Annotated in this window: 23 protein-coding genes; 12 read left to right on the top strand and 11 right to left on the bottom strand. The window is 61.6% G+C overall.

Features of this window, described 5'->3' with window-relative positions; translation table 11 throughout:
- Position 1: 1 nt before the first annotated feature.
- The 4 genes from PW947_RS11930 (at position 2) to PW947_RS11915 (ending at position 4,148) form a co-directional block, all read left to right on the top strand.
- Complete coding sequence (locus tag PW947_RS11930; protein WP_299631849.1) at positions 2–1,285, top strand: cytochrome c peroxidase; 1,284 nt, start codon at positions 2–4, stop codon at positions 1,283–1,285.
- Between the two features lie 98 nt (positions 1,286–1,383).
- Positions 1,384–2,070, top strand: a complete 687-nt coding sequence (locus PW947_RS11925) for a transglycosylase SLT domain-containing protein (RefSeq protein ID WP_299631847.1) — start codon at positions 1,384–1,386, stop codon at positions 2,068–2,070.
- 280 nt (positions 2,071–2,350) lie between these two features.
- Entirely contained in the window at positions 2,351–3,049 is a 699-nt protein-coding gene (locus tag PW947_RS11920) for a DUF2242 domain-containing protein (RefSeq protein ID WP_299631845.1), read from the top strand.
- An 847-nt stretch (positions 3,050–3,896) separates the two neighbouring features.
- Positions 3,897–4,148: a hypothetical protein gene (locus PW947_RS11915; RefSeq protein ID WP_299631844.1), complete on the top strand. Its 252-nt coding sequence runs from the start codon at positions 3,897–3,899 to the stop codon at positions 4,146–4,148.
- 80 nt (positions 4,149–4,228) lie between these two features.
- Here PW947_RS11915 and PW947_RS11910 read toward each other — a convergent pair whose 3' ends face one another.
- Entirely contained in the window at positions 4,229–5,158 is a 930-nt protein-coding gene (locus PW947_RS11910) for a DMT family transporter (RefSeq protein ID WP_299631841.1), read from the bottom strand.
- 58 nt (positions 5,159–5,216) lie between these two features.
- On the opposite strand from PW947_RS11910, the gene PW947_RS11905 reads away from it, so the two are divergent.
- Together PW947_RS11905 and PW947_RS11900 are read left to right on the top strand one after the other, a co-directional pair.
- On the top strand, positions 5,217–5,393 hold the full coding sequence (locus PW947_RS11905; protein ID WP_299631840.1) for a hypothetical protein: 177 nt from the start codon (positions 5,217–5,219) through the stop codon (positions 5,391–5,393).
- A gap of 122 nt (positions 5,394–5,515) precedes the next feature.
- The gene (locus PW947_RS11900; protein WP_299631838.1) at positions 5,516–5,725 is read left to right on the top strand and encodes a hypothetical protein; all 210 of its coding nucleotides are present in this window, start codon (positions 5,516–5,518) and stop codon (positions 5,723–5,725) included.
- A 108-nt stretch (positions 5,726–5,833) separates the two neighbouring features.
- Here PW947_RS11900 and PW947_RS11895 read toward each other — a convergent pair whose 3' ends face one another.
- Positions 5,834–6,112 (bottom strand): hypothetical protein, encoded by a 279-nt coding sequence (locus PW947_RS11895; protein WP_299631836.1) that lies wholly within the window; start codon positions 6,110–6,112, stop codon positions 5,834–5,836.
- 33 nt (positions 6,113–6,145) lie between these two features.
- On the bottom strand, positions 6,146–6,997 hold the full coding sequence (locus tag PW947_RS11890) for a Mut7-C RNAse domain-containing protein (protein WP_299631834.1): 852 nt from the start codon (positions 6,995–6,997) through the stop codon (positions 6,146–6,148).
- Between the two features lie 158 nt (positions 6,998–7,155).
- Here PW947_RS11890 and PW947_RS11885 point away from each other — a divergent pair, with 158 nt between their 5' ends.
- Together PW947_RS11885 and PW947_RS11880 are read left to right on the top strand one after the other, a co-directional pair.
- Entirely contained in the window at positions 7,156–8,025 is an 870-nt protein-coding gene (locus PW947_RS11885) for an NAD(P)-dependent oxidoreductase (RefSeq protein WP_299631832.1), read from the top strand.
- A 146-nt stretch (positions 8,026–8,171) separates the two neighbouring features.
- Positions 8,172–8,813, top strand: coding sequence for a LysE family translocator (locus tag PW947_RS11880; protein ID WP_299631831.1), 642 nt, complete (start codon positions 8,172–8,174; stop codon positions 8,811–8,813).
- A gap of 215 nt (positions 8,814–9,028) precedes the next feature.
- On the opposite strand, the gene PW947_RS11875 is transcribed toward PW947_RS11880, so the two are convergent.
- From PW947_RS11875 to PW947_RS11855, 5 genes are all read right to left on the bottom strand, one after another.
- On the bottom strand, positions 9,029–9,853 hold the full coding sequence (locus PW947_RS11875) for an OmpW family outer membrane protein (protein ID WP_299631830.1): 825 nt from the start codon (positions 9,851–9,853) through the stop codon (positions 9,029–9,031).
- Between the two features lie 213 nt (positions 9,854–10,066).
- The gene (locus PW947_RS11870; protein ID WP_299631829.1) at positions 10,067–11,314 is read right to left on the bottom strand and encodes a DUF2957 domain-containing protein; all 1,248 of its coding nucleotides are present in this window, start codon (positions 11,312–11,314) and stop codon (positions 10,067–10,069) included.
- Between the two features lie 107 nt (positions 11,315–11,421).
- Positions 11,422–12,813: a DUF2957 domain-containing protein gene (locus tag PW947_RS11865; RefSeq protein ID WP_299631827.1), complete on the bottom strand. Its 1,392-nt coding sequence runs from the start codon at positions 12,811–12,813 to the stop codon at positions 11,422–11,424.
- Positions 12,814–13,306: 493 nt separating this feature from the next.
- Entirely contained in the window at positions 13,307–14,254 is a 948-nt protein-coding gene (gene argC / locus PW947_RS11860) for an N-acetyl-gamma-glutamyl-phosphate reductase (RefSeq protein ID WP_299631825.1), read from the bottom strand.
- 180 nt (positions 14,255–14,434) lie between these two features.
- Positions 14,435–15,037 (bottom strand): YbhB/YbcL family Raf kinase inhibitor-like protein, encoded by a 603-nt coding sequence (locus tag PW947_RS11855; RefSeq protein ID WP_299631823.1) that lies wholly within the window; start codon positions 15,035–15,037, stop codon positions 14,435–14,437.
- Positions 15,038–15,300: 263 nt separating this feature from the next.
- On the opposite strand from PW947_RS11855, the gene PW947_RS11850 reads away from it, so the two are divergent.
- Positions 15,301–15,993 (top strand): response regulator, encoded by a 693-nt coding sequence (locus tag PW947_RS11850; protein ID WP_299631821.1) that lies wholly within the window; start codon positions 15,301–15,303, stop codon positions 15,991–15,993.
- Between the two features lie 135 nt (positions 15,994–16,128).
- On the opposite strand, the gene PW947_RS11845 is transcribed toward PW947_RS11850, so the two are convergent.
- Positions 16,129–16,818 (bottom strand): orotate phosphoribosyltransferase, encoded by a 690-nt coding sequence (locus tag PW947_RS11845; RefSeq protein WP_299631819.1) that lies wholly within the window; start codon positions 16,816–16,818, stop codon positions 16,129–16,131.
- Between the two features lie 273 nt (positions 16,819–17,091).
- Here PW947_RS11845 and PW947_RS11840 point away from each other — a divergent pair, with 273 nt between their 5' ends.
- Both PW947_RS11840 and PW947_RS11835 read left to right on the top strand, forming a co-directional pair.
- Complete coding sequence (locus PW947_RS11840) at positions 17,092–18,348, top strand: MFS transporter (RefSeq protein ID WP_299631817.1); 1,257 nt, start codon at positions 17,092–17,094, stop codon at positions 18,346–18,348.
- A gap of 302 nt (positions 18,349–18,650) precedes the next feature.
- Entirely contained in the window at positions 18,651–20,930 is a 2,280-nt protein-coding gene (locus tag PW947_RS11835; RefSeq protein WP_299631815.1) for an NADP-dependent malic enzyme, read from the top strand.
- Between the two features lie 137 nt (positions 20,931–21,067).
- On the opposite strand, the gene PW947_RS11830 is transcribed toward PW947_RS11835, so the two are convergent.
- Positions 21,068–24,676, bottom strand: a complete 3,609-nt coding sequence (locus tag PW947_RS11830; RefSeq protein ID WP_299631812.1) for an indolepyruvate ferredoxin oxidoreductase family protein — start codon at positions 24,674–24,676, stop codon at positions 21,068–21,070.
- A 338-nt stretch (positions 24,677–25,014) separates the two neighbouring features.
- Between PW947_RS11830 and PW947_RS11825 the strand changes: the two genes are divergently transcribed.
- A complete protein-coding gene (locus PW947_RS11825; protein WP_299631811.1) occupies positions 25,015–25,200 on the top strand; it encodes a hypothetical protein in 186 nt (61 codons plus the stop codon).
- Positions 25,201–25,286: 86 nt separating this feature from the next.
- On the opposite strand, the gene hppD is transcribed toward PW947_RS11825, so the two are convergent.
- Positions 25,287–26,384 carry a 4-hydroxyphenylpyruvate dioxygenase gene (gene hppD, locus PW947_RS11820; RefSeq protein WP_299631809.1) on the bottom strand — a complete coding sequence of 366 codons (1,098 nt, stop codon included), beginning with the start codon at positions 26,382–26,384 and terminating at the stop codon, positions 25,287–25,289.
- Positions 26,385–26,460 lie beyond the last annotated feature (76 nt).

The following is a 26,460-nucleotide window of genomic DNA, read 5'->3' as shown; positions in this document are numbered from 1 at the left end:
GATGCCGCTTTTCGCACTACGACGCGCGGCGCGGGCCGCGCTGGCTTCATTGATCGTGGGCGTCGGCGGCCTGTCGATGCCGGTTGCGCATGCAACCGGCACGGCAGACGCGGCTGCGTCCGACCATTCGCTCAGCAACGCCGCCGAACTCGGCAAGCTGATTTTCTTCGATGCATCGTTGTCGGCGTCGGGCAGGATGTCGTGTGCGAGCTGTCATAGCCCGTCGCACGCATACGGTCCGCCTAACGGTCTGGCTGCGCAGATCGGCGGTCCGGACATGCGCTCGCAAGGCACGCGCGCCGTGCCGAGCCTGCGCTACACGTTGAACCGCACGCCGATCTGGACGCACGCGCAGGCCGCCAGCCTGTCCGAGCGCCTGAGCGAGACCGATAACGCGCCGTCGGGCGGATTCGGCTGGGATGGCCGCTTCAATACCTTGCACGATCAGGCCTCGTTCCCGCTGTTCAATCCGGACGAAATGGCGAACAAAGATCCAGCCGCCTTACTCGCGAAGCTTCAGCACACGCCATATGCAGCACGATTCAAGGACGTGTTCGGCCAGAACATCTTTGTCGATCCAGCCAAGGCGTTCACGCAGGCAATGTATGCCGTAGAGCGCTTCGAACTCGAAGACGACAGTTTTCATCCGTATTCGAGCAAGTTCGACGCTTACCTGGATGGAAAAGCGCAACTAACCGTCCAAGAATTGCATGGCAAGAAACTATTCGATGACCCCGCCGGTGGCAACTGCGCGTCCTGTCACATCGACCAGTCCGGTGCAAACGGCGCCCATCCGTTATTCACGGACTTCAACTTCCAGTCGCTCGGTGTGCCGCGCAATCCCGAGTTGCGCGCAAATGCCGATCCGCATTACTACGACATGGGTTTATGCGGGCCGCTGCGCACCGATCAGGCCGCCGACAAAACCAATTGCGGGTTGTTCAAATCGCCATCGCTGAGAAATACCGCAACGCGACGGGTGTTTTTCCACAACGGGCGTTTTCATACGTTGAAGGATTCGCTGCGTTTCTACGTACAACGCGACACGCAACCGGCGAAGTGGTACCCGCGTGATGCGCACGGCAAAGTCGTGAAATTCGACGATTTACCGCCGTCGATGCGCGTCAACGTCGACACCACCGACGAACCGCTGACGCGAAAGCAGGGCGAGCGTCCGGCATGGACCGAGCGCGATATCGACGATGTCGCCGCGTTTCTCGCGACCCTGAACGACGGCTACGTGCCCGAAACCAAAGCCCGCGCGCTGAAAACTTCCAGCCGATGAACGCGACGATCCGGCGGATTGTGACGAAATCAGTCGCGAAAAAGGGCTATTTTGAGAGGCCGTTATAATAGGTTTTTCGTCCCTCGCGTCTTTCGACCATGAGCCGGTTACCTTCCTTGATCGTGCTGTCTTCGCTGTCGTTGAGTCTCGCGCACCCCGCGCGTGCCGACGACGGCCACACCGACACCGATCGATCGAAGATGTCAGCGTATCTGACGCAGAAATTCGGCGTCGCGAAGGAAAAAGCCGAAGAAATCGCCAACGCCGTTCAGGCATCGGCCACCAAATATTCGCTGCCGCCCGCCTTGTTGCTGGCGATTATCTCGATCGAATCCCGCTTCAAGGAAAAGGCTAAAGGCGCCAACGGCGCCACTGGCCTGATGCAGGTCGTGCCGGGCGCGCATCGCCGCATGTTGAAAAACGTGAAGGATTTGACCGATCCCGGCGCGAATATCGAAATCGGTTCCGCGATTCTTTACGGCTACAAGCAATCGGCCGGCGGCGATCTGAACGCCGCGCTGAAAAATTACGGTGGATCACAGGCTTACGCGCAAAAGGTGAGTCTGCGCGCCGACACCTTCGAGGAAGCCGTCGGCAGCAATGACGACGCGGCTTCGCCCGCGTTCGGCTTCTGCGCTTTCCGCTGGCTCGACCGTTGCCCGACGTCCACCGTGCACTGGAGCGCGCTCACCGCGCCGGTCGGCAATACGGTCGCCTTGCTGAGCGTCAGCGGGATGGTCGGTGCGTTGCCGGTCGCATCGTTTTCTCCGCCGTTCACGCCCTGAATCGGCGCTGAAGCCGTCCTGATCCGCGACCTTCGCGCCCACCCGGCAATGTTTCGCTCCCGCCGCTTGTGTGTCGATGACTCATCCATGATCCGACACTCGCCGGGTTGAGGCCGAAACGGCCCCAAAAAGACCGTTCAGCACAGGTTTCGCGAGCGTCGGCCGCATCGATACGCGCCCAATTTCAAAGTATTACCCCACTTACATCGCTGTTTTCGTCTTGTCTGGCAACCGCAATACAATGCCAGCCAATCTGTCCTCTGTTGCCCGTCCTCCCGCCATGTTCTCCAGCCTCTCCAGAAATACCGCTGCAATGTTGTTCGGCTTTTCCGGGCTCGTCGTGTTGACGGGCTGTTCCAGCACACCGCAACCCAAGTTCCAGCAGGAATTGTTCGAGACCGGCGCGAGCCCGTACGCGCGCAATTTCAACTCGAGTTCGAACGACGCCTGCGAAGCCGCGCGTCGCGCGTTGCTGAGCCAGGGTTACATGACGACGTCGCCGCGCAGCGATACCGTCGACGGCACGAAGAATTTTCAGCCGGCCAGCGATTCGCACATCGTCGTCGAGTTTCATGTGGTCTGTACGCCGGGCGAAGAGGCGAGCGATACCAGCATCGTCTACGTGAACGCGGTGCAGAACGGCTATGCGATGAAGAAGAGCGATACGTCGGCCAGCGTCGGTTTGAGCGTGCTCGGCTCGCTGTCGTTGCCGATCCGCTCGAACAACGACGCGATGGTGAAGATCTCCAGCGAGACGATTCCGTCGGGCAAGTTCTACGACCGCTTTTTCGGGCTCGTCGATCACTACCTGCAAACCGTCGTGAAGACCACGCCGGTCACCATTGCACCGGTCAGCAGCCGGATCCTGCCGGGTTCGCTCGACGCACCGCTCGCGCCCATCGGCACCGAGCCGATGCCGTCGACGCGTGCCGAAGTCGATACCCCGCAGCCGGCCAGCGACGCGATCGTCACGCCTTAAACCGGCCGGGGACACGCATCGAGGATCGCGAGCGGGGTGTTTGACGCTCGCGATCGTGTCGCGGGTTTGCGCTTTTTTGGGGTTGAAGTGGTTGACTCAGTGTTTTCCCCAGTCTTTTATATCTTCTGTATATATATGTAGTAATAGTTAACAAGCTGCGACGTTTTCTGTGGACAACCCCAAAATCCCCCGTCGCGTCAACGACGTACAGCATTGATAACCCTCGTATCGCAGGTGCAACATTTGCCGGGAAAGAAGGACAACTTTTCCACAGGCAACCCACCGCACGACGTTATCAAGAATCCACACACAGGCAGTTCACCCCGTATCCCAGAGTTGTCCAGAGGGTCCGGTGGATAACTCCTGTGGATAACGTGCTCCGATCCGACGCCGTTGCCTGATGTGGCTTTCCGGACGATCACGCCGCGCGCTCAGTCGAGATTCCGTAACGCTCGGCGGCGCACATACCGCGATGCACAACGCGCGCACAGTGAAATCAACGGTGCAGACGGTCTATTTCACGGCGCGATTTGCCGAACGTGGAAAGACTGTTGCTAATTTGTCGAAACGCGCACATCGACGTACCGGAGAGGCATAGAGTTAAAGTGCTTTCTCAGCAAAATTGTGCGGTGCGGGGGTGTGTGATGAAACGCAGAACAGCGCGGCAGCTTGTCCATCTACTGTCTGACATCCGTCATTCGGCACAGTGTCGGGCGATCCGCTCGGCCGCGACCAGCCGGACAATCGACGAAATCCTCAGTGAAGACGACGAAACCGACGCATCCGGAACCGATAGCGCCGATACCGCGCGCGACGATGCGCGTGACGCGGATCGACGGAGCCGCTCGTGAAAACCGCCGGCGAGCAGTCTTTGCGCTTTCTGGTCGAGAAATGGCTGGCGCCCGCGCCGTCGGTGGTGGTTCGGGTCACGGCATTCAGCCGGACGCGATGGGGCGGCAGACGTTACGTGCGAGTCGAAACGATGGCGAGCGGTGGCGCGCGCGGTCTGTTCTTCTTTCGACACGACGACGGTTGCTGGTGCGTGTTTCCGCCGACCCACGATAAACCCAGAACGCAGCTGGAAGCGCTATCCGCCTGACTTCCTGACGGCGTAATCGCATAACGGCGTAAAGCGTGATGCGGGTTCGACGCATCGCGAGATCGTCTCGACCCGCGCCGTCAGCGCAGCGACGCCGGTTGCCGCCGGTTCGCCCACGCAGGCGCAACCTGGCAGACGATCAGTCCCGCCAGCATCAACGCGCAACCGAACATCGCGCGAGCGGTGAGCGTTTCGCCGAGTACCAGCCAGCCGGCGAGCGCGGCGAATACCCCTTCCATACTGAAAATCACCGCTGCATGCGAAGGCGCGGCGTCTTTTTGCGCGACGACCTGGATCGTGTACGCAATCCCGACCGACAAAACGCCGCCGTACAGCAGGGTCGGCGCGGCGCGCTGCAGCGTCGCGAGGTCGAGCGGTTCGATGACGACGCCGATCGTCAGGCAAATCACCCCGCACGTGACGAACTGGATCAGCGCCAGCATCAGCGGATCGTGACGACGCGCAAACCGTCCGACCAGCATCACCTGCGCGGCAATGACGATTGCGCCGACAAGCTGGTACGAGTCGCCGTAGTGAACCGAAAAGTGCTCGCTGACGCTGAGAAAATACAGTCCGATCGCGACCAGTACCGCGCCCGCCAGCGTGCCGTTATGGGTTTGATGCCGCGCCAGCAATCCCATCAACGGGACGATCACGACATACAGCGAACTGATGAAACCGGCGTTGGCGATCAGCGTGTAACGCAGACCGATCTGCTGCGCCGAAATCGCAACGGAAAGCAGCACGCCGAGCACGATGCCCGGCACGATCACGGCGCGGCCGTCGTTGGCGGGTGGGTTGTCCGTCCGGTCGGATTGGCGACGACGCTTGAGATACGCGATCAGCACGATCACGACGCACGCACCCAGTAAAAACCGGAAGCCGGTAAACAGGAACGGGCCGATTGCGTCGAGGCTCAGGCGTTGCGCGACGAAGGCCGAGCCCCAGATCAGCGCGGCGACGAGCATCAATGCGTTCGCACGAAGATGTTGGCGGGAAGTGGAATTCAAACGACAAAACCTCGGTTTATGGCGGGTTTTTCATCACGCGACGATGCGCGGAATCTTCATGCGAATCGTCAATGATAGCCGCCGGATTATCGGCAAGGTGATTCACGCAATCGGCGGTGGTTATCACGGCTCGCATCGCGTGTTTCGCCCGGCGGAAAAATCGGTTTTTTCAATGCTGAAAGGCCGCAGAAAGCCTGTGTCTCCCGGAAAATACATATGGGCTTATCCGGGATGACAAACGCCCTACGCTGCGTAATACTCCCCCGCGGGAGGCTGGATGGCCTGTTTGCCGGTTCCGCTTCACCGCGCAGTTTTCATTCAACATTGATCTAGTCGTTCAGGTTTGGGGAAAAACACATGAAGAAAGTCATCGCCTCGCTCGCAGCCGTTTCGTTCGTGCTCGTATCCGCTCAGGCTTTTGCACAGGCATCGGACGCAATGGCACCCGCAGCGGCCGCCAGCGCTCCGAAGCATCATTCGAAGAAGCTGAAGACCCACGGCAAGCGCGCTCCGGTGTCGGCTGCTGCTTCGGCAGCAGGTACCAACGACAAGGGCACGCCGAACTAAGCAGGCGTTCTGTTGGCGTTCGCGCCAGCAAAAAAGGCCAGAGCTTTTGCTCTGGCCTTTTGTTTTTTGCGCCCGGATTCGCGACGCGTCACACGTTCGATCAGTGAATCAGGACTCGTCGCCGAGACCGCGCTGGATCACTTCGTTCAGCAAACCGCTCAGGCCGCCCGGATGATCGACCGCACGCGCCTTCAGCGTTGCGACCAGTTCGCCGTCGATCTTGCAGGCGAACGGCACCAGCCCTTGCGCCTGATCCAGCTTGCGCTGCTCGCGACGGTCGAGCTTGTCGGCGCCGGGTTTGCCAAAGCGATCCGCGGTGGATAGCTTCATTGCGTTGTTCAGTTTGAGCGCCTTGTTTTTCTCAAGGTCGGTTTTTTTCATTGGCATACGGAAAGCCTCTACAAAACAGATAAGGTCGAATTACCCCGCATTGTACGCATCGCCGGGGCCGGGATCGCCGTTGCGCATTGCGCTTTCGTTATCGGTTTGATGTGGACGCGCGTTTTCGTGGCCGGTTTGCGCGTCGAGCGTGGCGTCGGCCGTCACGCCGTCGATCAGTCGTCGCATCTGTTGCCAGTGCGTGCCTTCCCAGAAAACCCGGCCGCAGACATCGCAGGTGACGAACTGCGAGTGACGCTGCAACACGCCTTCCGGCGCGCGATCGCCGACCGATTCTTTTGCGATCCGACGCAGCGGCGCGTTGCACATCAGACATAAGCGAAACGGTTGCGCGCTGCGTGTCAGGTCGAGCCGCTCGAACAGTTCGCGCAATTGCATTTGCGGCTTCAACGCGCGCACATAACAGCCGTGCGTGATCGTGCGGCGCTTCAGCAATTCACGGTCGCGGGTGAGGACGATCCGATGTTCGTCGTGCGCGATGGCTTCGATCGCGGCGTCGGCGTAGTGGTTGTCGTACAGCGTGTCGAAACCGGCCAGCCGCAACAGTTGCGCGAGCCCGCCGAGATGCGCATCGGCGATAAAACGCGTCACGCGCAGCGGCCGTTCGCGCACGCGCAACACCGGCGAGATATCGATCGCTTCGAAGGTCGGATAGACCGCGACGCGGTCGCCGTCGGCGAGCGGATGCTCGAAACCGACCGACTCGCCGTTCACCAGAATCAGCTCGACTTCCGTATGCGGCACGCCCAGCGCCTCGATCATGTGTTTCGCGCTCGCGCCTTTCGCGCACGTCCGCTCGAACGCGCGCCGGCGCAGCGGCGGGGCGAGGAAGTCGTTCAATTCCTCGTAAAAGCGGAATGTCGCGGTAACCATCGCTGCAGTATGGCACCGCGCGGGCTTGTGCGCGATCGCGCCAGCGGGCCGCTTCGTCACGTTTTTCGGCGCCAGATTACCGGCGATTCGCGCGCTTTTCCTGCACGTGTCGCATCGGTGTGCTTTACTTTGGGTTCTTTCAAAGCATGGAGCATTAGATGGACATCGGTTTTATCGGTCTCGGCGAGATGGGCGCGGGGATGGTCGCAAACATTCTGAAAGCCGGGCATCAGGTGCGCGTATGGAATCGCTCGCCTGAACGTGCGCAGCCGCTCGCCGACGCGGGCGCGCAAGTCGTCGCGACGCCTGCCGAAGCGTTTGCCGGCGATGCGGTGTTCTCGATGCTCGCCGACGATGCGGCCATGCGCGAAGTATTCAACGCGACGCTGCTCGAAAACGCGGCACGCGGTTTGATCCACGTGAACATGGCGACCATTTCGGTGACGCTGGCCGAAGAACTCGCGAGCGCGCATGCGGCGCGCGGCATCGAATATGTTGCTGCGCCGGTGCTGGGTCGCGCGGATGTCGCGGCGGCCGGCAAGCTGACCATCGTCGCGGCCGGTCCGGCCGAATCGATCGATCGCGTGCAACCGCTGTTCGACGCGATGGGCCAGAAGACCTGGCGGATCGGCTCGTTGCCGCAGCAGGCGAACGTGATCAAACTCGCGGCGAATTTCATGCTGGCCGCCGCCGTCGAATCGCTCGGCGAAGCGGCGACACTCGTGACCGGACATGGCGTCGCGATGCAGGATTTCATCGACGTGATCACGAGCGGTATTTTCCCCGGTCCCGTGTATCAGGGTTACGGCAACGCGATTGCCGAACAGCGCTACGAACCGGCGCTGTTCAAGGCGCGACTCGGTCTGAAAGACGTGCGCCTCGCACTCGAAGCCGCCGACGCGGTCATGACGCCGATGCCGGTGGCGAGCGTCGTCCGCGACAGTCTGATGGACGCCGTCGCGCACGGCGACGGCGACAAGGATTTCGCGGTGCTCGGCGAAGTTTCAGCGCGACGCGCGGCGCGTTGAGGTTTGCGCGTGCGCGTCCGTTCAGGACGCGCACGCGTTTTTCAGCAAGCGGAAGCAGGGACGCGTAACCGGCTAACCGGCCAGCCGGCACAAGCACGGTTCGGACGGGCATAATTGCTGCCCGTCTTCAAAGCGTCCCGATTGTCATGAACCTGCATACCTGGTGGCTGTTCGTCGCCACTGTCTTCGTCGTTTCCGCGATTCCCGGTCCCAACATGTTGCTCGTGATGACGCATGGCGCGCAGCACGGCTTGCGCCGTTCGGGCGCGACGATGGCCGGTTGCCTGTCGGCGTTGATTGCGATGCTGTCGGTATCGGCGGCGGGATTGGGCGTGTTTCTCGAAGCGTGGCCCACCATGTTCAATGCGTTGCGGCTGATCGGCGCGGTGTATCTCGTCTATCTCGGCGTGAAGTCGTGGCGCGCGCCCGCCGACGAAAGCGCATTCGCCGACGCGACGCCGGAAGAGCTTGCCGCAAAACCCACGCGCTCGACATTCTCGCTGTTTCGGAACGGCTTTCTCGTGGCGGCCAGCAATCCGAAAGCGATCCTGTTCGCCGCCGCGCTGCTGCCGCAATTCATCGACGCATCGCGCCCGACGCTGCCGCAATTCGGCGTGCTGGTCGCGACCTTCGCGGTGATCGAAGTGAGCTGGTATCTGGTCTATGCCGGATTCGGCACGCGGATCGGTTCGACGCTACGCAGCCGCAATGTCGCCAGAGCGTTCAACCGGCTGACCGGCGGCGTTTTCGTCGGATTCGGCGCGATGATGGCGTTGGTGCGGCACTAAAACGAACGCAGCAGGAAAAAAGCGGCACGGAGTGAGTTTGTTGTGTGTTTGCAACACCGAGGGTCTCCCCTAATGGAGTTGTTGCAGCGCACCAAGGCGTTTGCTATAGTTCGTTTTGTCTCCTCCATGTCTTCTCTGATATGGATTCAGCCCGCCCAATTAGGCGGGCTTTTTTTTGCCCATCGGTTTCGTCGCTGTTTCCGTCTCGCGCGCATCTAGAACTTATAAGACACCGCGAGGTACGAAATGATCGGGTTGGCCTTCAGCTCGGCCTTGCTGACACCCAGCTCCGAGCCGTCGGCCGCCTTGATGATCACCGACGACGTCGTCTTCAACGGGATATACGTCACCGACGCCACCAGTCCCCAATGCTCGGTGATCGCATACGTCATACCGGCGTTGAACACCGGCTGCCACGACGACGACGCTTTCGCCGACACCGTCGTCCTGCCCGGTTTGCCCGCGCCTGCCGCGAGAATCGCGCCGAGATTGTCCTGCGTCGATGTCACGAAGTTGTTGCTAAGCTGAATATCCGAAAACCAGTTGTACGACACGCCGATCCCGACGAACGGCCGGAATTTGGCGTCCGCCTTAGCGAAGTAATACTGGAAAATCAGCGCCGGGCTCCATTGCCGCACGCTTTTGACGATCGGATTCGCGGCCGGGTCGCCGAGATCCTGATTGCCGAGCGCGCCGGCCGGACCGGGCGGCCGAATCGTGCCGTGACCGTACAGTTTGAACGTCGGCGGCACACCGGCCACTGACGTAATCGCGATGTGATCGGTGACGAAGTGACTGATCACGAGACCCGCGGTATTCGCGCCGCTGGTCGACAGACCGGTGCCTTCCGACGTGAACGAATCCGGCAGTCGCAACGGCGTATTTATCGGCACGGGCGCGACGTGGGTGGTCAGCGGCGAACTCGAATCTTTCGGCATCACGTGAAACCAGCCGAGCGAAACGACGTTGTCGCCCGCGTGCTGCGCGTGCGCGCCGACCGACACACAAGCGGCCAGCGCCGCGACGGTGAGTTTTTTCATGTTGTTCCTCCTGAGCGCGCGTCCCTGCTGCATGCGGCGGCCGGATTCGTCGATCCGTGCGCGCGCCGCATCCCCGGCGGGCGTCCGCTGCCACGCGGACAGCCCGCGCAGCAGCGAAGCAGCGGTCGCATCGTTACGTGTTGACTACGAAAACTGCGGCGACTTTCGATCCGGCTGGCGCGTCGATGACCGTCACGGCCGGACGCGCCGCGCTCATTGCACGAACGCGCCGATCGTGAAGTACGGCGACGACGCGTCGGTCAGATCGAGATAGCCGAAGACGCCGCCCGAGAAAATCATCTTTCCGGTCGGTGTCGTGCCCGTCGATGCGCCGACGCGAACGGTCGTCACGATGCCCGGCACGGTTTGCGTGTAGTCGAGGTTCAGCGCGGTCGCGAGCGATGCCTGCGACGCGTTGAACGGATCGAGCAAGGTGGCCTGCGCGCCGGCCAGTGCGGTGGTGCGGTAGTTGAACTGGCTGTCCACGCCGACGTATTCGCCGTCTTGCGAGCCTTGCGCGATCGCGGTTTGCGGCGCGAGGATCGAGATGCCGGATTCGTCGTCGGCGACCGGGCCGGTCAGGCCGTTTTGCGGATTGGTCGTCAGCGAGGAATTGGCCGCGCCGTCACGCACGAGAATCGGCACGAGCTGGTTGCGCAACTTGCCGACGATCATGAAACCCTTGGCCACGGATGTCGGCGACACGGTGGCTTTTGCCTGTGACAGGAAGTTGTCGGTCTCGAACGCGCCGCTGCCGTCCGACGACTGCACGAAGTTCGTGCCCGCCTGCTGACAGGTGCCCGCGTGGATACCGGAGTTGTCGCACTCGCTCCATGTGCCGTCCGCGTTGATCGTGATCTTCGCGTCGACCGCGACCGGCGCAAAACTTTGCGACGGAATCTGGTGATAGCCGAGCTGGTTGTACGTGCCCGCGACGTTCGCGATATTCGTTTCGAGCGACGAAAATCCGATGAACGGGTAGTACGGGAACTTGGTATCGGGCACCACGGCCGCGCCGAGAATGCCGGGGAACGAGATTTCCGCGCCGGGAATCGTGCCGCCCGCGACGCCTTCACCGACGAAAATCCGCGCCGGTCGGCTCGAATCGAGACTCGCGCCGTTCAGCTGATACGCGCACTGATTGAGCTTGGTCGTCGGCAGGCCGGTTTCCTGAGTCAACGTGCCGGTGGCGGTCGTCCCTTTGCGGGTCGGCGCGACGGTGCCGGTCGTAACCGGAATCGGCGATTCGACGTAGGTGATCTGCCACGTCATCTTGTTGTTGTCGAGTTGCAGCTTGACGAGTTCGCCATCGCCGCCGCCGCCGGTGAACGTCGTGTTGTAGTCGAGCGAAGCCGGACACAGACGCGTCACCGTCAACGGTGTGCTGTTTTCGCTGGCACCGCCGCACGCCCCGAGCAGCGGCGCTGCCATCGCCAGCGCCGTCAGGAATCTCCAATTCATACCGCCCCTCCAGAATGTTTTTCGTTGTGAGCGGCCGGCTCCCTGTCCGGCCGCCTCTTGCTTTTGCGTGCTGCGACTGCTGATCACGTCGTGATGGCTTCCAATCCTTATTTGCTGATCTGCGCACCGATCCCGAAATACGGCACGGCGGTCGTGTCGGCATTGGCGGAGGTCGATGTGACGCCGCCGTTTTCCGTGCCCTGAATCGCGATGGCGTAGAGGCCGCCCGATGCGATCGCGAGTCCGGTATTGCCCGATGCATCCTGAACGCCGACCATGCCGGGGCTCGGCAACTGGCCGTAGGCCATGCCGAAACCGCTTTCGGCGGCTTGCGTGGACGGATTGATGAAGGTGCCGAGACCGCCTTGAATCAGCGTCGCTGTGTACTTGAAGTTCGAATCCGCGCCGACATAACCGCCGTCGAATCCGCCCGATGCCAGCGGCGTCGCGGCGGCGAGCATCGCGATGCCGGATTCGTCATCGACTTCGAGTCCGGCGGGCGGCAGCACCACGCGGCCGGTCCGCACCACCAGCGGCACGGTCGCGCCGTTGATCTGGCCGAGGATCATGTGCGCGGTCGCCGTCTTGCCGGTCGTGATCGTGCCGAGCAGCCTGGTTTGCGCCTCGATCTGCGGCGCCACCGTGCTGTCGAAATAACCGTTCGCGTTGACGCTCAGCGCGTTGCCGGTGGTCAGGCAGCCAGCCGAATTCGGGTTGTAGGCCGCGTTCGCGGTGTTGCTCGACGTGCAGTTGCCGCTGGCGTCGAAGGTTTCGACGGTGCTCGCGGTCGCCGTCAGATAGGCGTCCGACGGCACGAGGTGATACAGCAGGCCGTTGTAGGTGCCCGGCAGTTTGCTCATGTCGGTGGTGGTGCTGGCAAACGACAGGAACGGATAGAAGTCGAAGGTCCGGCTATTGACCACGCCCGAGCCGAGCAGGCCGTCGAACTGGATCGACGCGCCGGGAATGCCGCCGCCCGCGACGCCGAGACCGACCAGCACCATCGGCGGATTGGCCTGGTTGAATGTCGATGCGGTCGAGTATGCGGTGCCGTCGGACGCCGTGCCGGAGCCCGGCGTGAGGACGAACGCGCAGCGCGTCTGTTCGTCGGTCGGCAACGTGCCTGCGGGCGGGTGGATCACCGCGCCGGCGATCTGCGTGCCCGCGCGGGTGGTCGTGACCTGACCGGACGAGGTGGGAATCGGCGATTCGAGAAACTTCAGCGTGTAGGTCATCGCGGTGGCGTCGATGTTCAGCTGCACCACTTCGCCGCTGCCGGCGCCACCCAGATACGTGCTCTTGACGATGTCGGCGGTGGCGGGGCACAACGCGGCGGCACCCGCACCTTGGGTCGGCGGACCTTGAACCGGGCAGCTCGATCCGGAGCATTGCGGGCTTGCGATCGCGCTGGGGTTGTCGGCTTTGCCGCCGCCGCAAGCGATTAACAAAGGCGTCGTCGCAATGGCCAATGCCAACGCACGCGTGATGCCATTTGACATGCTGCTGTCTCCCTTCATGTATTTGTGCGAGCTAATTTGGCTTCGCGTCTAATCGCTGTCAATTGACAGAACCGTCTAAAAACCGCGATTCAAACGGTGAGTAAAACGGCAATGCCACGCGGCTGCGCGGTTCGCGGCCCTTTTAAACGAAAAATGATTTTCGATCCCCCGGCGAGCGTCTGACGATTCCCGTCGAGGCCCGCCAGTCAAGGCCTCAGGCGAAAGCGCTCTATGATCTTCGAACGATCGTTCGATAAAAAGTCGGGTGTTTCCCTATGCGGAAAAGCGTGCCAGCGGGAGAGAGGTAAAGAAGAACTTACCGATTGTTACGCGATTATCGGGATTTGGCTTCGGTGTTAATCGGGACTAACACTGATAATCGGGAATTAAAACGGCGGTGTTGCAGGGCATTTGAAAAATAAAAAAAGCCGGTTTTTAAACCGGCTTTTTCGAAGTGAAGATGGTTTAAACCATCTTCATTGCACGTGGGCGATTAACGCTTCAGGCCGCTTTCTTCCGGCGCGCCGATTGCGAGATTCATACACTGGATCGCCGCACCCGACGCACCCTTGCCGAGGTTGTCCAGTCGCGCGACCGTGACAAAACGCTCGGCCGTGCCGAACACGAACAGATCGACACGATTGGTGTCGTTGTTGGCCTGCACGTCGAAGAAACCGCTGTCGAGATTCTCGTCCGCGTTGAACGGCGCGACGCGCACGAACGCTTCGCCCCCGTAGTACTCGGCGAACAGCGCGCGCACGTCTTCCGGCGTGGTCTTCTTGGCCAGTTGCGACGCCGAGAAGTACGTCGTCACCGCGAGGCCCTTGTAGAACCCGCCGACGATCGGCGTGAACACCGGCGCCGATGCGAGGCCTGTATGCGCAGCCATTTCCGGCAGATGCTTGTGCGTCAGACCGAGCGCATAGGCACGCGGGCTCTTGAGCTTCTCGTTACCGCCGGCTTCGTACTCGGCGATCATCTTTTTCCCACCGCCGCTGTAGCCGGTGATGGAATAGGCATGTGCGGGAAAGTCCGCCGCGACGACGCCGGCTTCGACCAGCGGCCGCATTGCCAGCACGAATGCCGATGCGTGGCAGCCCGGCACGGCAATACGCTTCGCGCCGCGCAGGCGTTCGCGTTGCGAACGTGCCAGTTCCGGCAGGCCGTAGGCCCAGCTTGCGTCGGTGCGGAATGCGGTGCTCGCGTCGATCAGCACGGTGTTGTCGTTATCGACCAGCGAAGCCGACTCGCGCGATGCGACGTCCGGCAGACACAGAAACGTCACGTCCGACGCGTTGATGAGACGACGGCGCTCGTCGAGATCCTTGCGCTTCGCTTCCTCGATGCGGAGGATTTCCACATCGGCGCGTTGCGACAGGTATTCGAAGATCTTCAGGCCGGTCGTGCCTTCCTGTCCGTCGACAAAAACTTTCGTGCTCATCTGGTTTCTCACTGGCTGCGGGGTCGTGGCGGGTCCGGACGCTCGACCGCGCCGGAACGTTATTTTAAGACCGTATCGCCGCGCGCGTGTTCGATTGGGCGAAAAACGACGTCCGCGTGCGCCGCGCGCGCACGTCATCGGTTTGACCTGGCTTCGGTCTAGCGGGCGGCGATCGCGCGTTCAACGCCCGTACGTGACCTCGATGCGCGCGCTGCCGAGCGTCGCCGTGCTGATTTCGTGGTCGAACATCAGCGCGGGGCGGCCTTGCGCGATACGCAGGTCGTCAGTGTTCAGCGCATAGACCGTGACGATGTACCGATGCGGCTTGCCTGCCGGTGGACACGGACCGCCGTAACCATCGACGTCGAAATCGTTGCGCGCTTCGGTGGCGCCGAGCTTTTTCAGATAACCCGATGCGCTGGCGTTTTCCGGCAGGTGATCGACGGTGGACGGAATCCCCGCGACCGCCCAGTGCCACCAGCCGCGACCCGGCGCATCGGCGTCGAACATCGTGACGGCGAAGCTGCGCGTGCCGGCCGGCGCATCGCGCCAGCTCAGTTGCGGCGAGCGATTGCCGCCCTTGCATTCCGACTGGTCGAACAGTTGCGCGGGCGCCGCCGTGCCGCCCGGCGCGAAGCTCGCGCTGGTCAGCTTGAACACGCCATCGGCGAGCGCGTGGGGACCGTGAGCGATCATCAGCGCGGCGCTCAACGTGGCGCAGGCGAACGACAGCATTCTGGGACGGGGCGAAGCAAGCGGAATGGCGAGACAACGCGAGCGCATGTGCCGATTCTCCTGTCAGGGCGCATTCGTCAGTATTGAGATGACGTTGATTATTGTCCCTATTTTGAGCTTTGCGCGTGAATCGCGACTAAGATTAGGCCTATTGACCTACGCCGACTGTAACGTAGGCCGTTTTCAGACGAAATCAGCTATAGTCCGAGCAAAGTCGGCTCTCTTAAGACGTTCCGGCATGCCAACTATTTCAAAAAAAGAGAATATGTGGCGGCGGTGTTTCTGAGAGCGTGTCATCGTAAAGGAATGCAATGCAAGAGCCAGTCAGGGTCGTGGTGGCTGACGATCATCCGGTGATTCTGTTTGGCGCAGAGCAGGCCTTGCTCAAGTTTCCCGGAATGCTGGTCGTAGCGCGTGCGCGTCAGTCCACCGAACTTATCAAGATTCTCCAGACCGTCGAATGCGACGTGTTGGTGACCGATCTCGCGATGCCGGGCGGCCAGTACGGCGACGGTCTGCCGTTAATCGGTTATCTGCGTAGGAATTTCCCCACCCTTCCAATCGTCGTCCTGACGATGCTTGAAAATGCCGCGCTGTTAAAACGGCTTAGCGAGCTTGGCGTGCATTCCGTCGTGAATAAATCGGACGATCTCAGTCATATCGGTTTGGCGGTTCAGCATGTGAGCCGGCATCTCGAATATATGAGTCCGTCGGTGAAGGCGGCGCTGGATACGTTGAGAATGAATGCGGGCGGCAAGAACGACGAAGTGATCCTGTCGAAGCGCGAACTGGAAGTGGTGCGGCTGTTCGTGTCCGGCATGACGATCAAGGAAATTTCCGAGCAACTGAACCGCAGTATCAAGACCATCAGCACGCAGAAAAACACGGCCATGCGCAAGCTCGGTCTCGACCGCGATTCGGAGCTGTTTCAGTACGCGCAAAGCAACGGTCTTGCGAATCTGTCTTCGTACAACGTGCCGGACGAGCCCGATCTGCCCCGTTGACGCATCGATCAGCGTGCACATCCGGCGCGCAATAAAAAGGCCGCCTGTCAGAGACAGGCGGCCTTTTTTCATACCGGCGTAGCACGTGCCGCCGACTCGCCGTGACCCGCGCGAGTGCGGCGTTTGGGCCAGCGCTTAACCTTGCGGCGTCGAGCTTGCGCCGCCGTGCGCAGCCGACCATTCAGCCGGTGCGTGCAGGAATTTTTCCACTTCGTCGAGCGTCTTGGTGTCGAAGTAGCCTTCCTGCTTCGCGACGCGCAACACGTCCCACCAGGTGGCGAGCGCATGCAGATCGACATCGATGTCTTTCAGCACCGATACGCTTTCCTTGAAGATGTTGTAGTGGAACAGCACGAAGCAATGATTCACCGTCGCGCCAGCCGTGCGCAGCGCGTTGATGAAGTTGATCTTGCTGCGGCTGTCGGTGGTCAGATCTTCGACCAGCAGCACGCGTTGGCCTTCGGTCAGCAAACCTTCGATCTGCGCGTTACGGCCGAAACCCTTCGGCTTCTTGCGCACGTATTGCATCGGCACCATCAGACGGTCCGACAGCCAGGCCGCGAACGGGATACCGGCGGTTTCGCCACCGGCGACCGCGTCGATCTGTTCATAGCCGACATCGCGCAGGATGGTGGCTTCGGCCATTTCCATCAGGCCGCGACGCACGCGCGGATACGAGATCAGCTTGCGGCAGTCGATGTATACCGGGCTTGCCCAGCCGGACGTGAAAATGTACGGTTTCTCCGCGTTGAAGTGCACCGCTTGAACTTCAAGCAGCATCTTGGCGGTCGTGTCGGAGATCGTCTGGCGATCGAAGCCTGTCATGGGCGAATCCTTGGGTGTGAGCGGGAGGCGGGCGCGAGGCCATGTGGCGTAGCAAAGCGGAAGGTTCCGGGCCCGGAAGGGCGGACCACGCGGACGGCCTGCGATACAGACCGGTTTTGCTACGCGCGCAGACGGGCATTTTACCCGAATTGAGATAGCCCGACGAGGCCGCGCGCCTTTTTGGCCTGCTTGTGACGGGACTTCGGGCCGATTACACTCACGCGATTTTTCGAGGTCGCCGCCCGGCGGCCGCAGCCCTACGGGATGCTTTCGATGAGTCTCGCTTCACCTTCTTCCGGCCAGGGTTCCCGCCCCGATTCCACCGACCCGCGCACGCAACGCCGGTACGCCGCGCGCGCGCTGATCGCCGCCGTGCTCGGCTACGCGATGGACGGCTTCGATCTGCTGATTCTCGGCTTCATGCTTCCGGCAATCGCGCTCGACCTGCATCTGAGCGCCGGGCAGGCCGGCGCGCTGGTCACGTGGACGTTGATCGGCGCGGTGATCGGTGGCGTCGTGTTCGGCGTGTTGAGCGATTATTTCGGCCGCGTCCGCATGCTGACTTGGACAATTCTGCTGTTCGCGGTTTTCACCGGCCTGTGCGCGCTCGCACGCGGTTACGGCGATCTGCTGATTTACCGGACCATCGCCGGCATCGGGCTGGGCGGTGAGTTCGGTATCGGCATGACGCTGGTCGCGGAGGCGTGGCCTGCGTCGCAACGCGCGCGGGCGTCGTCGTATGTCGGACTCGGCTGGCAACTCGGCGTGCTCGCTGCCGCGCTGATCACACCGCTGCTGTTGCCGCTGATCGGTTGGCGCGGGATGTTCGCCGTCGGATTGTTGCCCGCGGTCGTGTCGTTCGTCGTGCGCCGCCGGGTGGACGAGCCGGAACTGTTCACCGCGCGTCGTGCTCGTGCGTCACGGCGTCGCATGCCGTTGAAGCTGCTGGTCGCCGACTGGCGTACCGCGCGCGCCAGCATCGGTGTGACGATCCTGTGTTCGGTGCAGAACTTCGGCTACTACGGACTGATGATCTGGCTGCCCAGTTATCTGTCGAAAACCTTCGGCTATTCGCTGACGAAATCCGGGCTGTGGACGGCCGTTACCGTGATCGGCATGGGGATCGGCATCTGGTTGTTCGGGATTGCTGCGGATCGCTTCGGCCGCAAGCCCGCGTTCGTGTTCTATCAGATCGGCGCGGTCGTGATGGTGTTCGTCTATGCGCATCTGACGACACCCGGCGCATTGCTCGCAGGCGGCGCGCTGATGGGGGTTTTCGTGAATGGGATGATCGGCGGATACGGCGCGCTGATCTCCGAGTTGTACCCGACCGAAGCGCGCGCGACCGCGCAGAACGTGCTGTTCAATATCGGTCGCGCGGTCGGCGGATTCGGTCCGGTCGCGGTCGGCGCGCTGGCCGCGCGCTACTCGTTCGGTGCCGCAATTACGATGCTCGCATCGATCTATCTGCTCGACGTGATCGCCACGTTGTGTCTGATTCCTGAACGTCGCGGCGCTGCGCTCGACTGACGTTTTATCCTCGCCGGGATCAACCGGAAGATGCCGCGCCGCATCATGCGCGCGGCTCGCGCAGCCCCCTGTTTCGCCTATGGCGAGTCAGGCTAAACCCCACGCGTTTCGTCACGCACGGGGTGTACACTAACCGACCGCATCGGCTCCGCGCTGTCCCGCCGGTCGCTCAGGTTCGACGCCGCGCCTAACCGGCGCACGCGAGAACCGCCGTCGTCGACCATCACTTCGATACGCCAGGCGACGCACATTGCAGTGAGCCGCGGCCCAATTTCTTTTTACGTCTCTCGCAGGTCAAAAAAATGGACGAACAACTGAAGCAAAGCGCTCTCGCGTATCACCAGAATCCGAAGCCCGGCAAGATTTCGGTCACGCCGACCAAGCCTCTGTCTAACCAGCTCGACCTGTCGCTCGCTTATTCGCCGGGCGTTGCAGCGGCCTGCATGGCGATCTTCGAAGAACCGCTCGACGCGCAGAAATACACGTCGCGCGGCAACCTCGTCGGCGTCATCACGAACGGCACGGCGGTGCTCGGCCTCGGCAACATCGGCCCGCTCGCGGCGAAGCCGGTGATGGAAGGCAAGGGCTGCCTGTTCAAGAAGTTCGCGGGCATCGACGTGTTCGACATCGAACTCAACGAGTCCGATCCGGACAAGCTCGTCGACGCGATCGCGATGCTCGAACCGACGCTCGGCGGCATCAACCTCGAAGACATCAAGGCGCCCGAATGCTTCTACATCGAGAAGAAGCTGCGTGAGCGCATGAAGATTCCCGTCTTCCACGACGATCAGCACGGTACGGCGATCATCGCGTCGGCGGCTATCCTGAACGGGCTCAAAGTCGTCGGCAAGAAACTGGATGAAGTGAAGCTGGTGTGCTCGGGTGCGGGCGCGGCGGCGATCGCCTGTCTGGACTTGCTGGTGAACCTCGGTCTGTCGAAGAGCAACGTGCTGGTCACGGACTCGAAGGGCGTGATCTACGAAGGCCGCGGCAACCTCGATCCGTCGAAGGAACGCTACGCGGCGAACACCGAAGCGCGCACCCTGGCCGACGCAATTCAAGGCGCCGACGTGTTCCTGGGCTGTTCGAGCGCGGGCGTGCTGAAGCCGGAAATGGTCGTCACGATGGGCACGCAGCCGCTGATTCTGGCGCTCGCGAATCCGGAGCCGGAAATCCGCCCGGAAGAAGCGAAGAAGGTGCGTCCGGACTGCATCATCGCGACCGGCCGTTCGGACTATCCGAACCAGGTCAACAACGTGCTCTGCTTCCCGTTCATCTTCCGCGGCGCGCTGGATGTCGGCGCGACGACCATCACGGAAGAAATGAAGCTCGCGTGCGTTCGCGCGATCGCCGAACTCGCGGAAGAAACCGATCAGGGCGACGAAGTGGCGAAGGCTTATGAAGGTCATTCGCTCGAATTCGGTCCCGAATATCTGATTCCGAAGCCGTTCGATCCGCGTCTGATTATCAAGATCGCGCCGGCCGTCGCACAGGCTGCGATGGATTCGGGCGTGGCCACGCGCCCGATCAAGGACATGGACGCGTATCGCGAAGAACTCGGCACGACCGTGTATCGCACCGGCATGGTGATGCGTCCGGTGTTCGCGGCAGCGAAGTCGGCGCCGGCGCGCATCGTGTTTGCCGAAGGCGAAGACGAGCGCGTGCTGCGTGCAGCGCAATTCGTGCTGCTCGAAAAAATCGCGAAGCCGATTTTGATCGGCCGTCCGTCGGTGATCGAAATGCGTCTGAAGAAGATGGGTTCGAAGCTGAAGTGCGGCGAAGATGTCGAGATCGTCGATCCGGAAGACGATCCGCGTTATCAGCAATGCTGGCAGGCGTATCACGAAATCGGCGCGCGCGAAGGCGTCACGCCGGAAGTCGCGAAGGCGGCGATGCGCAAGTTCAACACGCTGATCGGCTCGATCCTGGTTCGCCTCGGCGAAGCCGACGGGATGATTTGCGGGATGATCGGTCAGTACCACACGCATCTGAAGTTCATCGAGCAGGTGTTGGGCAAGGCGGACAACGTGCAGAACTTCGCCGCGATGAATCTGCTGATGCTGCAAGGGCGCAATCTGTTTATCTGCGACACGTACGTCAACGAAACGCCGACGCCGGAACAACTCGCCGACATGACGATGCTCGCCGCGCGCGAAATCGAAAAGTTCGGCATTACGCCGAAGGTCGCGTTGCTGTCGAACTCGAATTTCGGCAGCGCGCCGTCGTCGTCGTCGCAACGGATGGCGGCGGCTCGCAAGCTGATCGCCCAACGCGCGCCGACGCTGGAAATCGACGGTGAAATGCATGGCGATGCGGCGTTGTCGGAAGCGGTCCGCAAGGCGGCGTTCCCCGGCACGACGCTGACCGGCGAAGCGAATCTGCTGATCATGCCGAACGTCGAAGCCGCGAACATCACGTACAACCTGCTGAAGATGATCGGCGGCGAAGGCGTGACGGTCGGGCCGATCCTGCTCGGCGCGGAAAAGCCGGTGCACATCCTGACGCCGGCGGCAACGGTTCGACGCATCATCAACATGACGGCAATCGCTTCGGCGAATGCGCGGGCACGTTCGGGCAGCTGAGTTGCGCGAATGATGAACGGATTGGACGCGCCGGCAGGTGCGGCGCGGTAATCACGTTCTCAAGTTGGTTTTGACGGGCTGTAAAAAAAAGCGGCTGTCCATAAGGACAGCCGCTTTTGCGTTAACGCCGACAGAAATCAGGCCGCGTGCTGCGCTTCGCCACCATGCGCCGAATGCCATTGCGTCAGCAGGTTTTGCCACTTCACGCGCACGCCCTTCAGGTTGTTGTCCTTCACGTGACCGTAGCCGCGAATGCCGTCCGGCAGATTGGCAAGCTCGACCGCAAGTGCTTGATTTTTCGTCGTCAAGCCGGCGATCAATTCCCGCACCAAACCTTCGTACTCGACGATCAATTTGCGCTCCGTCCGGCGCTCTTCAGTCTTGCCGAAAACGTCGAACGCGGTGCCGCGCAGGAATTTCAACTTCGCCAGCACGTGCATCGCGGTGAAAACCCACGGGCCGTATTTCTTCTTCACCAGATGCCCATGCGCGTCTTTCTTCGAAAACGCGGGCGGGGCGAGGTGAATCTTCAGCTTCCAGTCGCCTTCGAACTGCGCTTTCAGCTTGTCGACAAACACGGGATCGGCGTAAAGACGGGCGACTTCGTATTCGTCCTTGTACGCCATCAGCTTGTGAAGATTCCTGGCAACTGCTTCGGTCAACGGCAATTGCGGATCGGCGGAGTCGAGTGCGGATTCGGCTTTGCGAACCTGTGTGACCAGATCGCGATACCGCGCCGCATACGCATCGTTCTGCCACGCGCTCAAATACGTTGCCCGTTTGTCGATCAACGTATCGAGCGCCTTCGGCGTATGCAGCGACACGATCTTGCTCGACGCCGTATCGGTATCCGCATCGGCTGATGCGCCGTTTGCCTGAGCGCGCACAATTTTTCGCAAGCCGGCCAGGTCGTGCGCCGCGCGACGTCCCCACTCGAACGCAGCGCGATTCTTCTCGATCTGCACCGCATTCAACTCGATCGCGCGCATCAGCGATTCGTGCGTCAGCGGCACCCAGCCGCGCTGCCATGCGTATCCCAGCACAAATGGATTCGTATAGATCGCGTCGCCGAGCAGGGCGACGGCGAAGTGATTCGCATCGACCGCATCGACGCTGGCGTCGCCCGCGCCCGCGCGCACGTCGGCTTCCGCGCTCGTGCCCGGAAAGCGCCAGTTCGGATTCTTGATGAACTCGGCCGTCGGCGTGTGCGCGCTGTTCAGCACGACGTGCGTGCGGCCAACCTGCATCCGCGACACGCATTCGTCGCTGGCCGTCACGATCGCGTCGCAGCCGATCACGAGACTCGCCTCGCCCATCGCGATCCGCGTTGCATGGATTTCGCCGGGACGGTTGGCAATCTGCACGTGACTCATCACGGCGCCGCCTTTTTGCGCGAGACCGGTGACATCGAGTACGGTGACGCCCTTACTTTCCAGATGCGCGGCCATGCCGAGCAGCGCACCGATCGTCACCACGCCCGTTCCGCCGACGCCCGTGACCAGCACGCCATACGGACGATCGATCGACGGCACGTCGGGCGTTGGAACCGGCGGCATCGATGCATCGTCGGCGGCGGAGACTTTGGGTTTGCGCAACTGTCCGCCTTCGATCGACACGAAGCTCGGGCAAAACCCGTTCACGCACGAGAAGTCCTTGTTGCAGGTGGACTGGTTGATCTGGCGCTTCGTGCCGTATTCGGTGTCGAGCGGTTCGACGGACAGGCAGTTCGATTTCACCGAGCAGTCGCCGCATCCTTCACAGACTGCTTCGTTGATCACGACACGCCGTGCCGGGTCCGGATAGGTGCCGCGTTTGCGACGCCGGCGCTTTTCGGTCGCGCACGTCTGGTCGTAGATCAGGATCGACGTGCCGCCGACTTCGCGCAACATCCGTTGCACGTCGTCGAGCTGGTCGCGGTGATGGATTTCGATGCCCGGCGCCAGTCCGACGTTCGGCGTGTACTTCTCCGGCTGATCGGTGACGATCACGATTTTCGCCGCGCCTTCGGCGGCGAGCTGATGCGTGATTTGCGGCACGGTCAGCACGCCATCGATCGGCTGGCCACCTGTCATCGCGACCGCGTCGTTGTAGAGAATCTTGTACGTGATGTTCGCTTTCGACGCGATCGCCGCGCGGATCGCGAGCAATCCCGAGTGGAAATACGTGCCATCGCCGAGATTCGCGAACACGTGTTTGTCGTGCGTGAACGGCGCCTGACCGACCCACGCGACGCCTTCACCGCCCATCTGGCTGAACGTGCTGGTGCTGCGGTCCATCCACACGGTCATGTAGTGACAGCCGATCCCGGCCATCGCGCGCGAACCTTCCGGCACCGCGGTCGACGTGTTGTGCGGACAGCCGGAGCAGAACCACGGCTTGCGTTCCACTTCGACGCGCGGCCGGGCGAGTGCGCGTTCTTTCGCTTCGATCACCGCGATGCGGGTCGCGATGCGCGCGCGCACGTCGGCGGGCAGATCGAATTTGTCGAGCCGCGTGGCGATCGCTTTCGCGATGATCGCGGGCGACAGTTCGTAATGCGCGGGCAGCAGCCAGTTGCCCATCGGCACCGACCATTCGCCGCCCGCGCCGTCTTTCTCGTCGAACTTGCCGAACACGCGCGGACGTTGCGCGTCGGGCCAGTTGTACAACTCTTCCTTGATCGCGTATTCGAGGATCTGCCGCTTTTCCTCGACGACCAGAATTTCTTCGAGGCCTTTCGCGAACGCGTGCGCACCTTGCGCTTCGAGCGGCCACACGCAGCCGACCTTGTACAGACGGATGCCGATGCGCGAGCAGGTGTCGTCGTCGAGGCCGAGATCGGTCAGTGCCTGGCGCACGTCCAGATACGCTTTGCCCGCCGTCATGATGCCGAAGCGCGCATTCGGCGAATCGATTTCGACGCGGTCCAGTTTGTTCGCGCGCACATAGGCGAGCGCGGCGTACCACTTATAGTCGAGTAGACGCGCTTCCTGAACCAGCGGAGGATCGGGCCATCGGATATTGAGGCCGCCGTCGGGCATCGCGAAGTCTGTCGGCAGCACGATGTGCGTGCGATGCGGATCGATATCCACCGAAGCCGACGATTCGACCACGTCCGTCACGCACTTCATCGCGACCCACAGGCCCGAGTAGCGGCTCATCGCCCAGCCGTGCAAACCGAAGTCGAGGTATTCCTGCACGTTCGACGGAAACAGCACGGGTAATCCGCACGCCTTGAACATGTGCTCGGACTGATGCGCGAGCGTCGACGACTTCGCCGCGTGGTCGTCGCCGGCGAGCACCAGCACACCGCCCAACTGTGACGAACCGGCCGAATTGCCGTGCTTGAAGACGTCGCCGGAACGGTCTACGCCCGGACCTTTGCCGTACCACATCGAAAACACGCCATCGAATTTGGCGTTCGGGTAGAGATTGACTTGTTGGGAGCCCCAGACGGCGGTGGCCGCGAGGTCTTCGTTGACGCCGGGCTGAAACACGACGCCATGCGCGGCGAGATGCGTTTTGGCTTTCCACAGCGACTGGTCGAGTCCGCCGAGCGGCGAGCCTCGATAACCGGAGATAAAACCGGCTGTATTGAACCCGGCGGCCTTGTCGCGTTCCTGCTGAAGCATCGGCAGACGCACCAGCGCCTGGATGCCGCTCATATACGCGCGGCCGCGTTCGAGCGTGTATTTGTCATCGAGCGTGACAGAAGATAGCGCGGCTTCCAGCGTGGCGCGTTGGCCGGCATCTAGCGGGGCGTTCATTATGTGTTCTCCTCCAACCAGTTTGGGATCACCAAAACTTTTGGGCTTTAAGCATCTTTTGAATGCGCAGGCCGGGATTCCATCTTGACGGCTTTTTTCTGATGGTAGCACTGGGAAAAACCCGCCGCAGAACGGCCGGAATATCGCGAAAACAGGCCGTTCACGCAGGCTGGAGGCGTTTCCGGATGGTTCGCCAACTCGTGTAACAAGGCGTAAAAAGCGTGCCAGCGCGGAACCGACTGGCGGAAGTCTGTCTAACCCCCACCTGTGCACGTCCACGTGACGCGTCGCCCTTTGTGACGTTTCAGGGCCGCAGGCAGCTAGAAAAAGGAGTACGCATGAACACTAAAAACATCCAGACCTTCCTGATGGTGTCGGCCGCATTTTTTGCGATGAGCGCGCCGGTGCGCTCGGCTAACGCAGTCGGATCGACGGTACGGCTGGCGCATGTTGCGCCGGTTCGCGTGGCGGCTGAGCGCGCAACGCCCGCCGCCCCGTCCGTCGACGACGAACAGCAGACGTAACCCGCTGCCGCATCGCGGCCCAGATAACGAAAAGGGCGAGGATCTTACGATCCTCGCCCTTTTTTCATGCGCGCCGCTTCAGGCGTTTAAACCTTGTCCTGCACGACGCCGCGCCGGATCTGATCCAGTTCGATCGATTCGAACAGCGCCTTGAAGTTACCTTCGCCGAAACCCTGATTGCCCTTGCGCTGGATGATCTCGAAGAAAATCGGCCCGATCTGGTTTTCCGTGAAGATTTGCAGCAGCAGATCTTCCGGCGCGCCGTCGATCAGGATCTTGCGTTTGCGCAGTTCGTCGAGCGGCTCGCCGTGGTTCGGTACGCGTCGATCGACCAGTTCGTAATACGTGTCGATCGTGTCGAGCAGCGCGATCTTCGACGCGCGCAGGCCGTCGACGGTGGTGCAGATATCGTTGCTGCCGAGTGCGATGTGCTGGATGCCTTCGCCGCGATACGCGTCGAGATATTCCTGAATCTGGCCCGCCGTTTCCGATCCTTCCTCGTTGATCGGAATGCGGATCTTGCCGCACGGCGACGTCATCGCCTTCGACTTCACGCCCGTCACCTTGCCTTCGATATCGAAATACCGGACTTCGCGGAAGTTGAACAGGCGCTCGTAAAACTCCGCCCATTCCTGCATCCGGCCGCGATGGACGTTGTGCGTCAGGTGATCGATATAGGTCAGGCCGTTGCCGACCGGATTCGGATTCGCGCCGGGAATCGGTTCGAAATCGACGTCGTAGATGCCGATATCGCCGATGCTGTTCGGCTGCGCGCCGTTCTTGCCGCGCCAGCGGTCGACGAAGTAAATCAGCGAATCGCCGATTCCCTTGATGGCCGGAATGTTCAACTCCATCGGGCCGGTCTTGTTGTCGAAACCCCATGCGCCGAGTTCGAGCGCACGTTTGTACGCCATCGCGGCGTCTTGCACACGAAACGCGATTGCGCAGATCGACGGGCCATGGAGTCGCGCGAAGCGTTGCGCGAACGAATCGGGCTCGCCGTTCACGATGAAATTGATCTCGCCCTGGCGATACAACGTCACGTTTTTATGACGATGGCGGGCAATCGCCGTGAATCCCATCTGCTCGAACAGCTTGCCCAGCGCGACCGGATCGGGTGCGGTGTATTCGATGAATTCGAAGCCGTCGGTGCCGACGGGGTTGTCCCATGTTGCGACCTGCATGTCTGTCTCCTGATTGTGGGCAAGCGCTTTGCGCGTTTGAGTGAGAACAGTGTAGCGATCGGCTTGAGACGAAAAC

The sequence above is a fragment of the Paraburkholderia sp. genome, assembly GCF_028283785.1.
GTDB lineage: Bacteria > Pseudomonadota > Gammaproteobacteria > Burkholderiales > Burkholderiaceae > Paraburkholderia.
Note: the sequence above shows the minus strand (reverse complement) of the source record. Positions and strands in the feature narration are given on the sequence as shown.

Excerpts from the sequence above, each read along its gene's own strand:
- PW947_RS11850 (WP_299631821.1), top strand. The coding sequence starts at position 15,301 with ATGCAAGAGCCAGTCAGGGTCGTGGTGGCTGACGATCATCCGGTGATT.
- PW947_RS11930 (WP_299631849.1), top strand. The coding sequence starts at position 2 with ATGCCGCTTTTCGCACTACGACGCGCGGCGCGGGCCGCGCTGGCTTCA.
- PW947_RS11825 (WP_299631811.1), top strand. The coding sequence starts at position 25,015 with ATGAACACTAAAAACATCCAGACCTTCCTGATGGTGTCGGCCGCATTT.
- PW947_RS11890 (WP_299631834.1), bottom strand. The coding sequence starts at position 6,997 with ATGGTTACCGCGACATTCCGCTTTTACGAGGAATTGAACGACTTCCTC.
- PW947_RS11840 (WP_299631817.1), top strand. The coding sequence starts at position 17,092 with ATGAGTCTCGCTTCACCTTCTTCCGGCCAGGGTTCCCGCCCCGATTCC.
- PW947_RS11895 (WP_299631836.1), bottom strand. The coding sequence starts at position 6,112 with ATGCCAATGAAAAAAACCGACCTTGAGAAAAACAAGGCGCTCAAACTG.
- PW947_RS11880 (WP_299631831.1), top strand. The coding sequence starts at position 8,172 with ATGAACCTGCATACCTGGTGGCTGTTCGTCGCCACTGTCTTCGTCGTT.
- PW947_RS11900 (WP_299631838.1), top strand. The coding sequence starts at position 5,516 with ATGAAGAAAGTCATCGCCTCGCTCGCAGCCGTTTCGTTCGTGCTCGTA.
- PW947_RS11870 (WP_299631829.1), bottom strand. The coding sequence starts at position 11,314 with ATGAATTGGAGATTCCTGACGGCGCTGGCGATGGCAGCGCCGCTGCTC.
- PW947_RS11925 (WP_299631847.1), top strand. The coding sequence starts at position 1,384 with ATGAGCCGGTTACCTTCCTTGATCGTGCTGTCTTCGCTGTCGTTGAGT.
- PW947_RS11845 (WP_299631819.1), bottom strand. The coding sequence starts at position 16,818 with ATGACAGGCTTCGATCGCCAGACGATCTCCGACACGACCGCCAAGATG.
- PW947_RS11830 (WP_299631812.1), bottom strand. The coding sequence starts at position 24,676 with ATGAACGCCCCGCTAGATGCCGGCCAACGCGCCACGCTGGAAGCCGCG.
- PW947_RS11885 (WP_299631832.1), top strand. The coding sequence starts at position 7,156 with ATGGACATCGGTTTTATCGGTCTCGGCGAGATGGGCGCGGGGATGGTC.
- PW947_RS11920 (WP_299631845.1), top strand. The coding sequence starts at position 2,351 with ATGTTCTCCAGCCTCTCCAGAAATACCGCTGCAATGTTGTTCGGCTTT.
- hppD (WP_299631809.1), bottom strand. The coding sequence starts at position 26,384 with ATGCAGGTCGCAACATGGGACAACCCCGTCGGCACCGACGGCTTCGAA.
- PW947_RS11905 (WP_299631840.1), top strand. The coding sequence starts at position 5,217 with ATGCGAATCGTCAATGATAGCCGCCGGATTATCGGCAAGGTGATTCAC.
- PW947_RS11865 (WP_299631827.1), bottom strand. The coding sequence starts at position 12,813 with ATGTCAAATGGCATCACGCGTGCGTTGGCATTGGCCATTGCGACGACG.
- PW947_RS11855 (WP_299631823.1), bottom strand. The coding sequence starts at position 15,037 with ATGCGCTCGCGTTGTCTCGCCATTCCGCTTGCTTCGCCCCGTCCCAGA.
- argC (WP_299631825.1), bottom strand. The coding sequence starts at position 14,254 with ATGAGCACGAAAGTTTTTGTCGACGGACAGGAAGGCACGACCGGCCTG.
- PW947_RS11875 (WP_299631830.1), bottom strand. The coding sequence starts at position 9,853 with ATGAAAAAACTCACCGTCGCGGCGCTGGCCGCTTGTGTGTCGGTCGGC.
- PW947_RS11835 (WP_299631815.1), top strand. The coding sequence starts at position 18,651 with ATGGACGAACAACTGAAGCAAAGCGCTCTCGCGTATCACCAGAATCCG.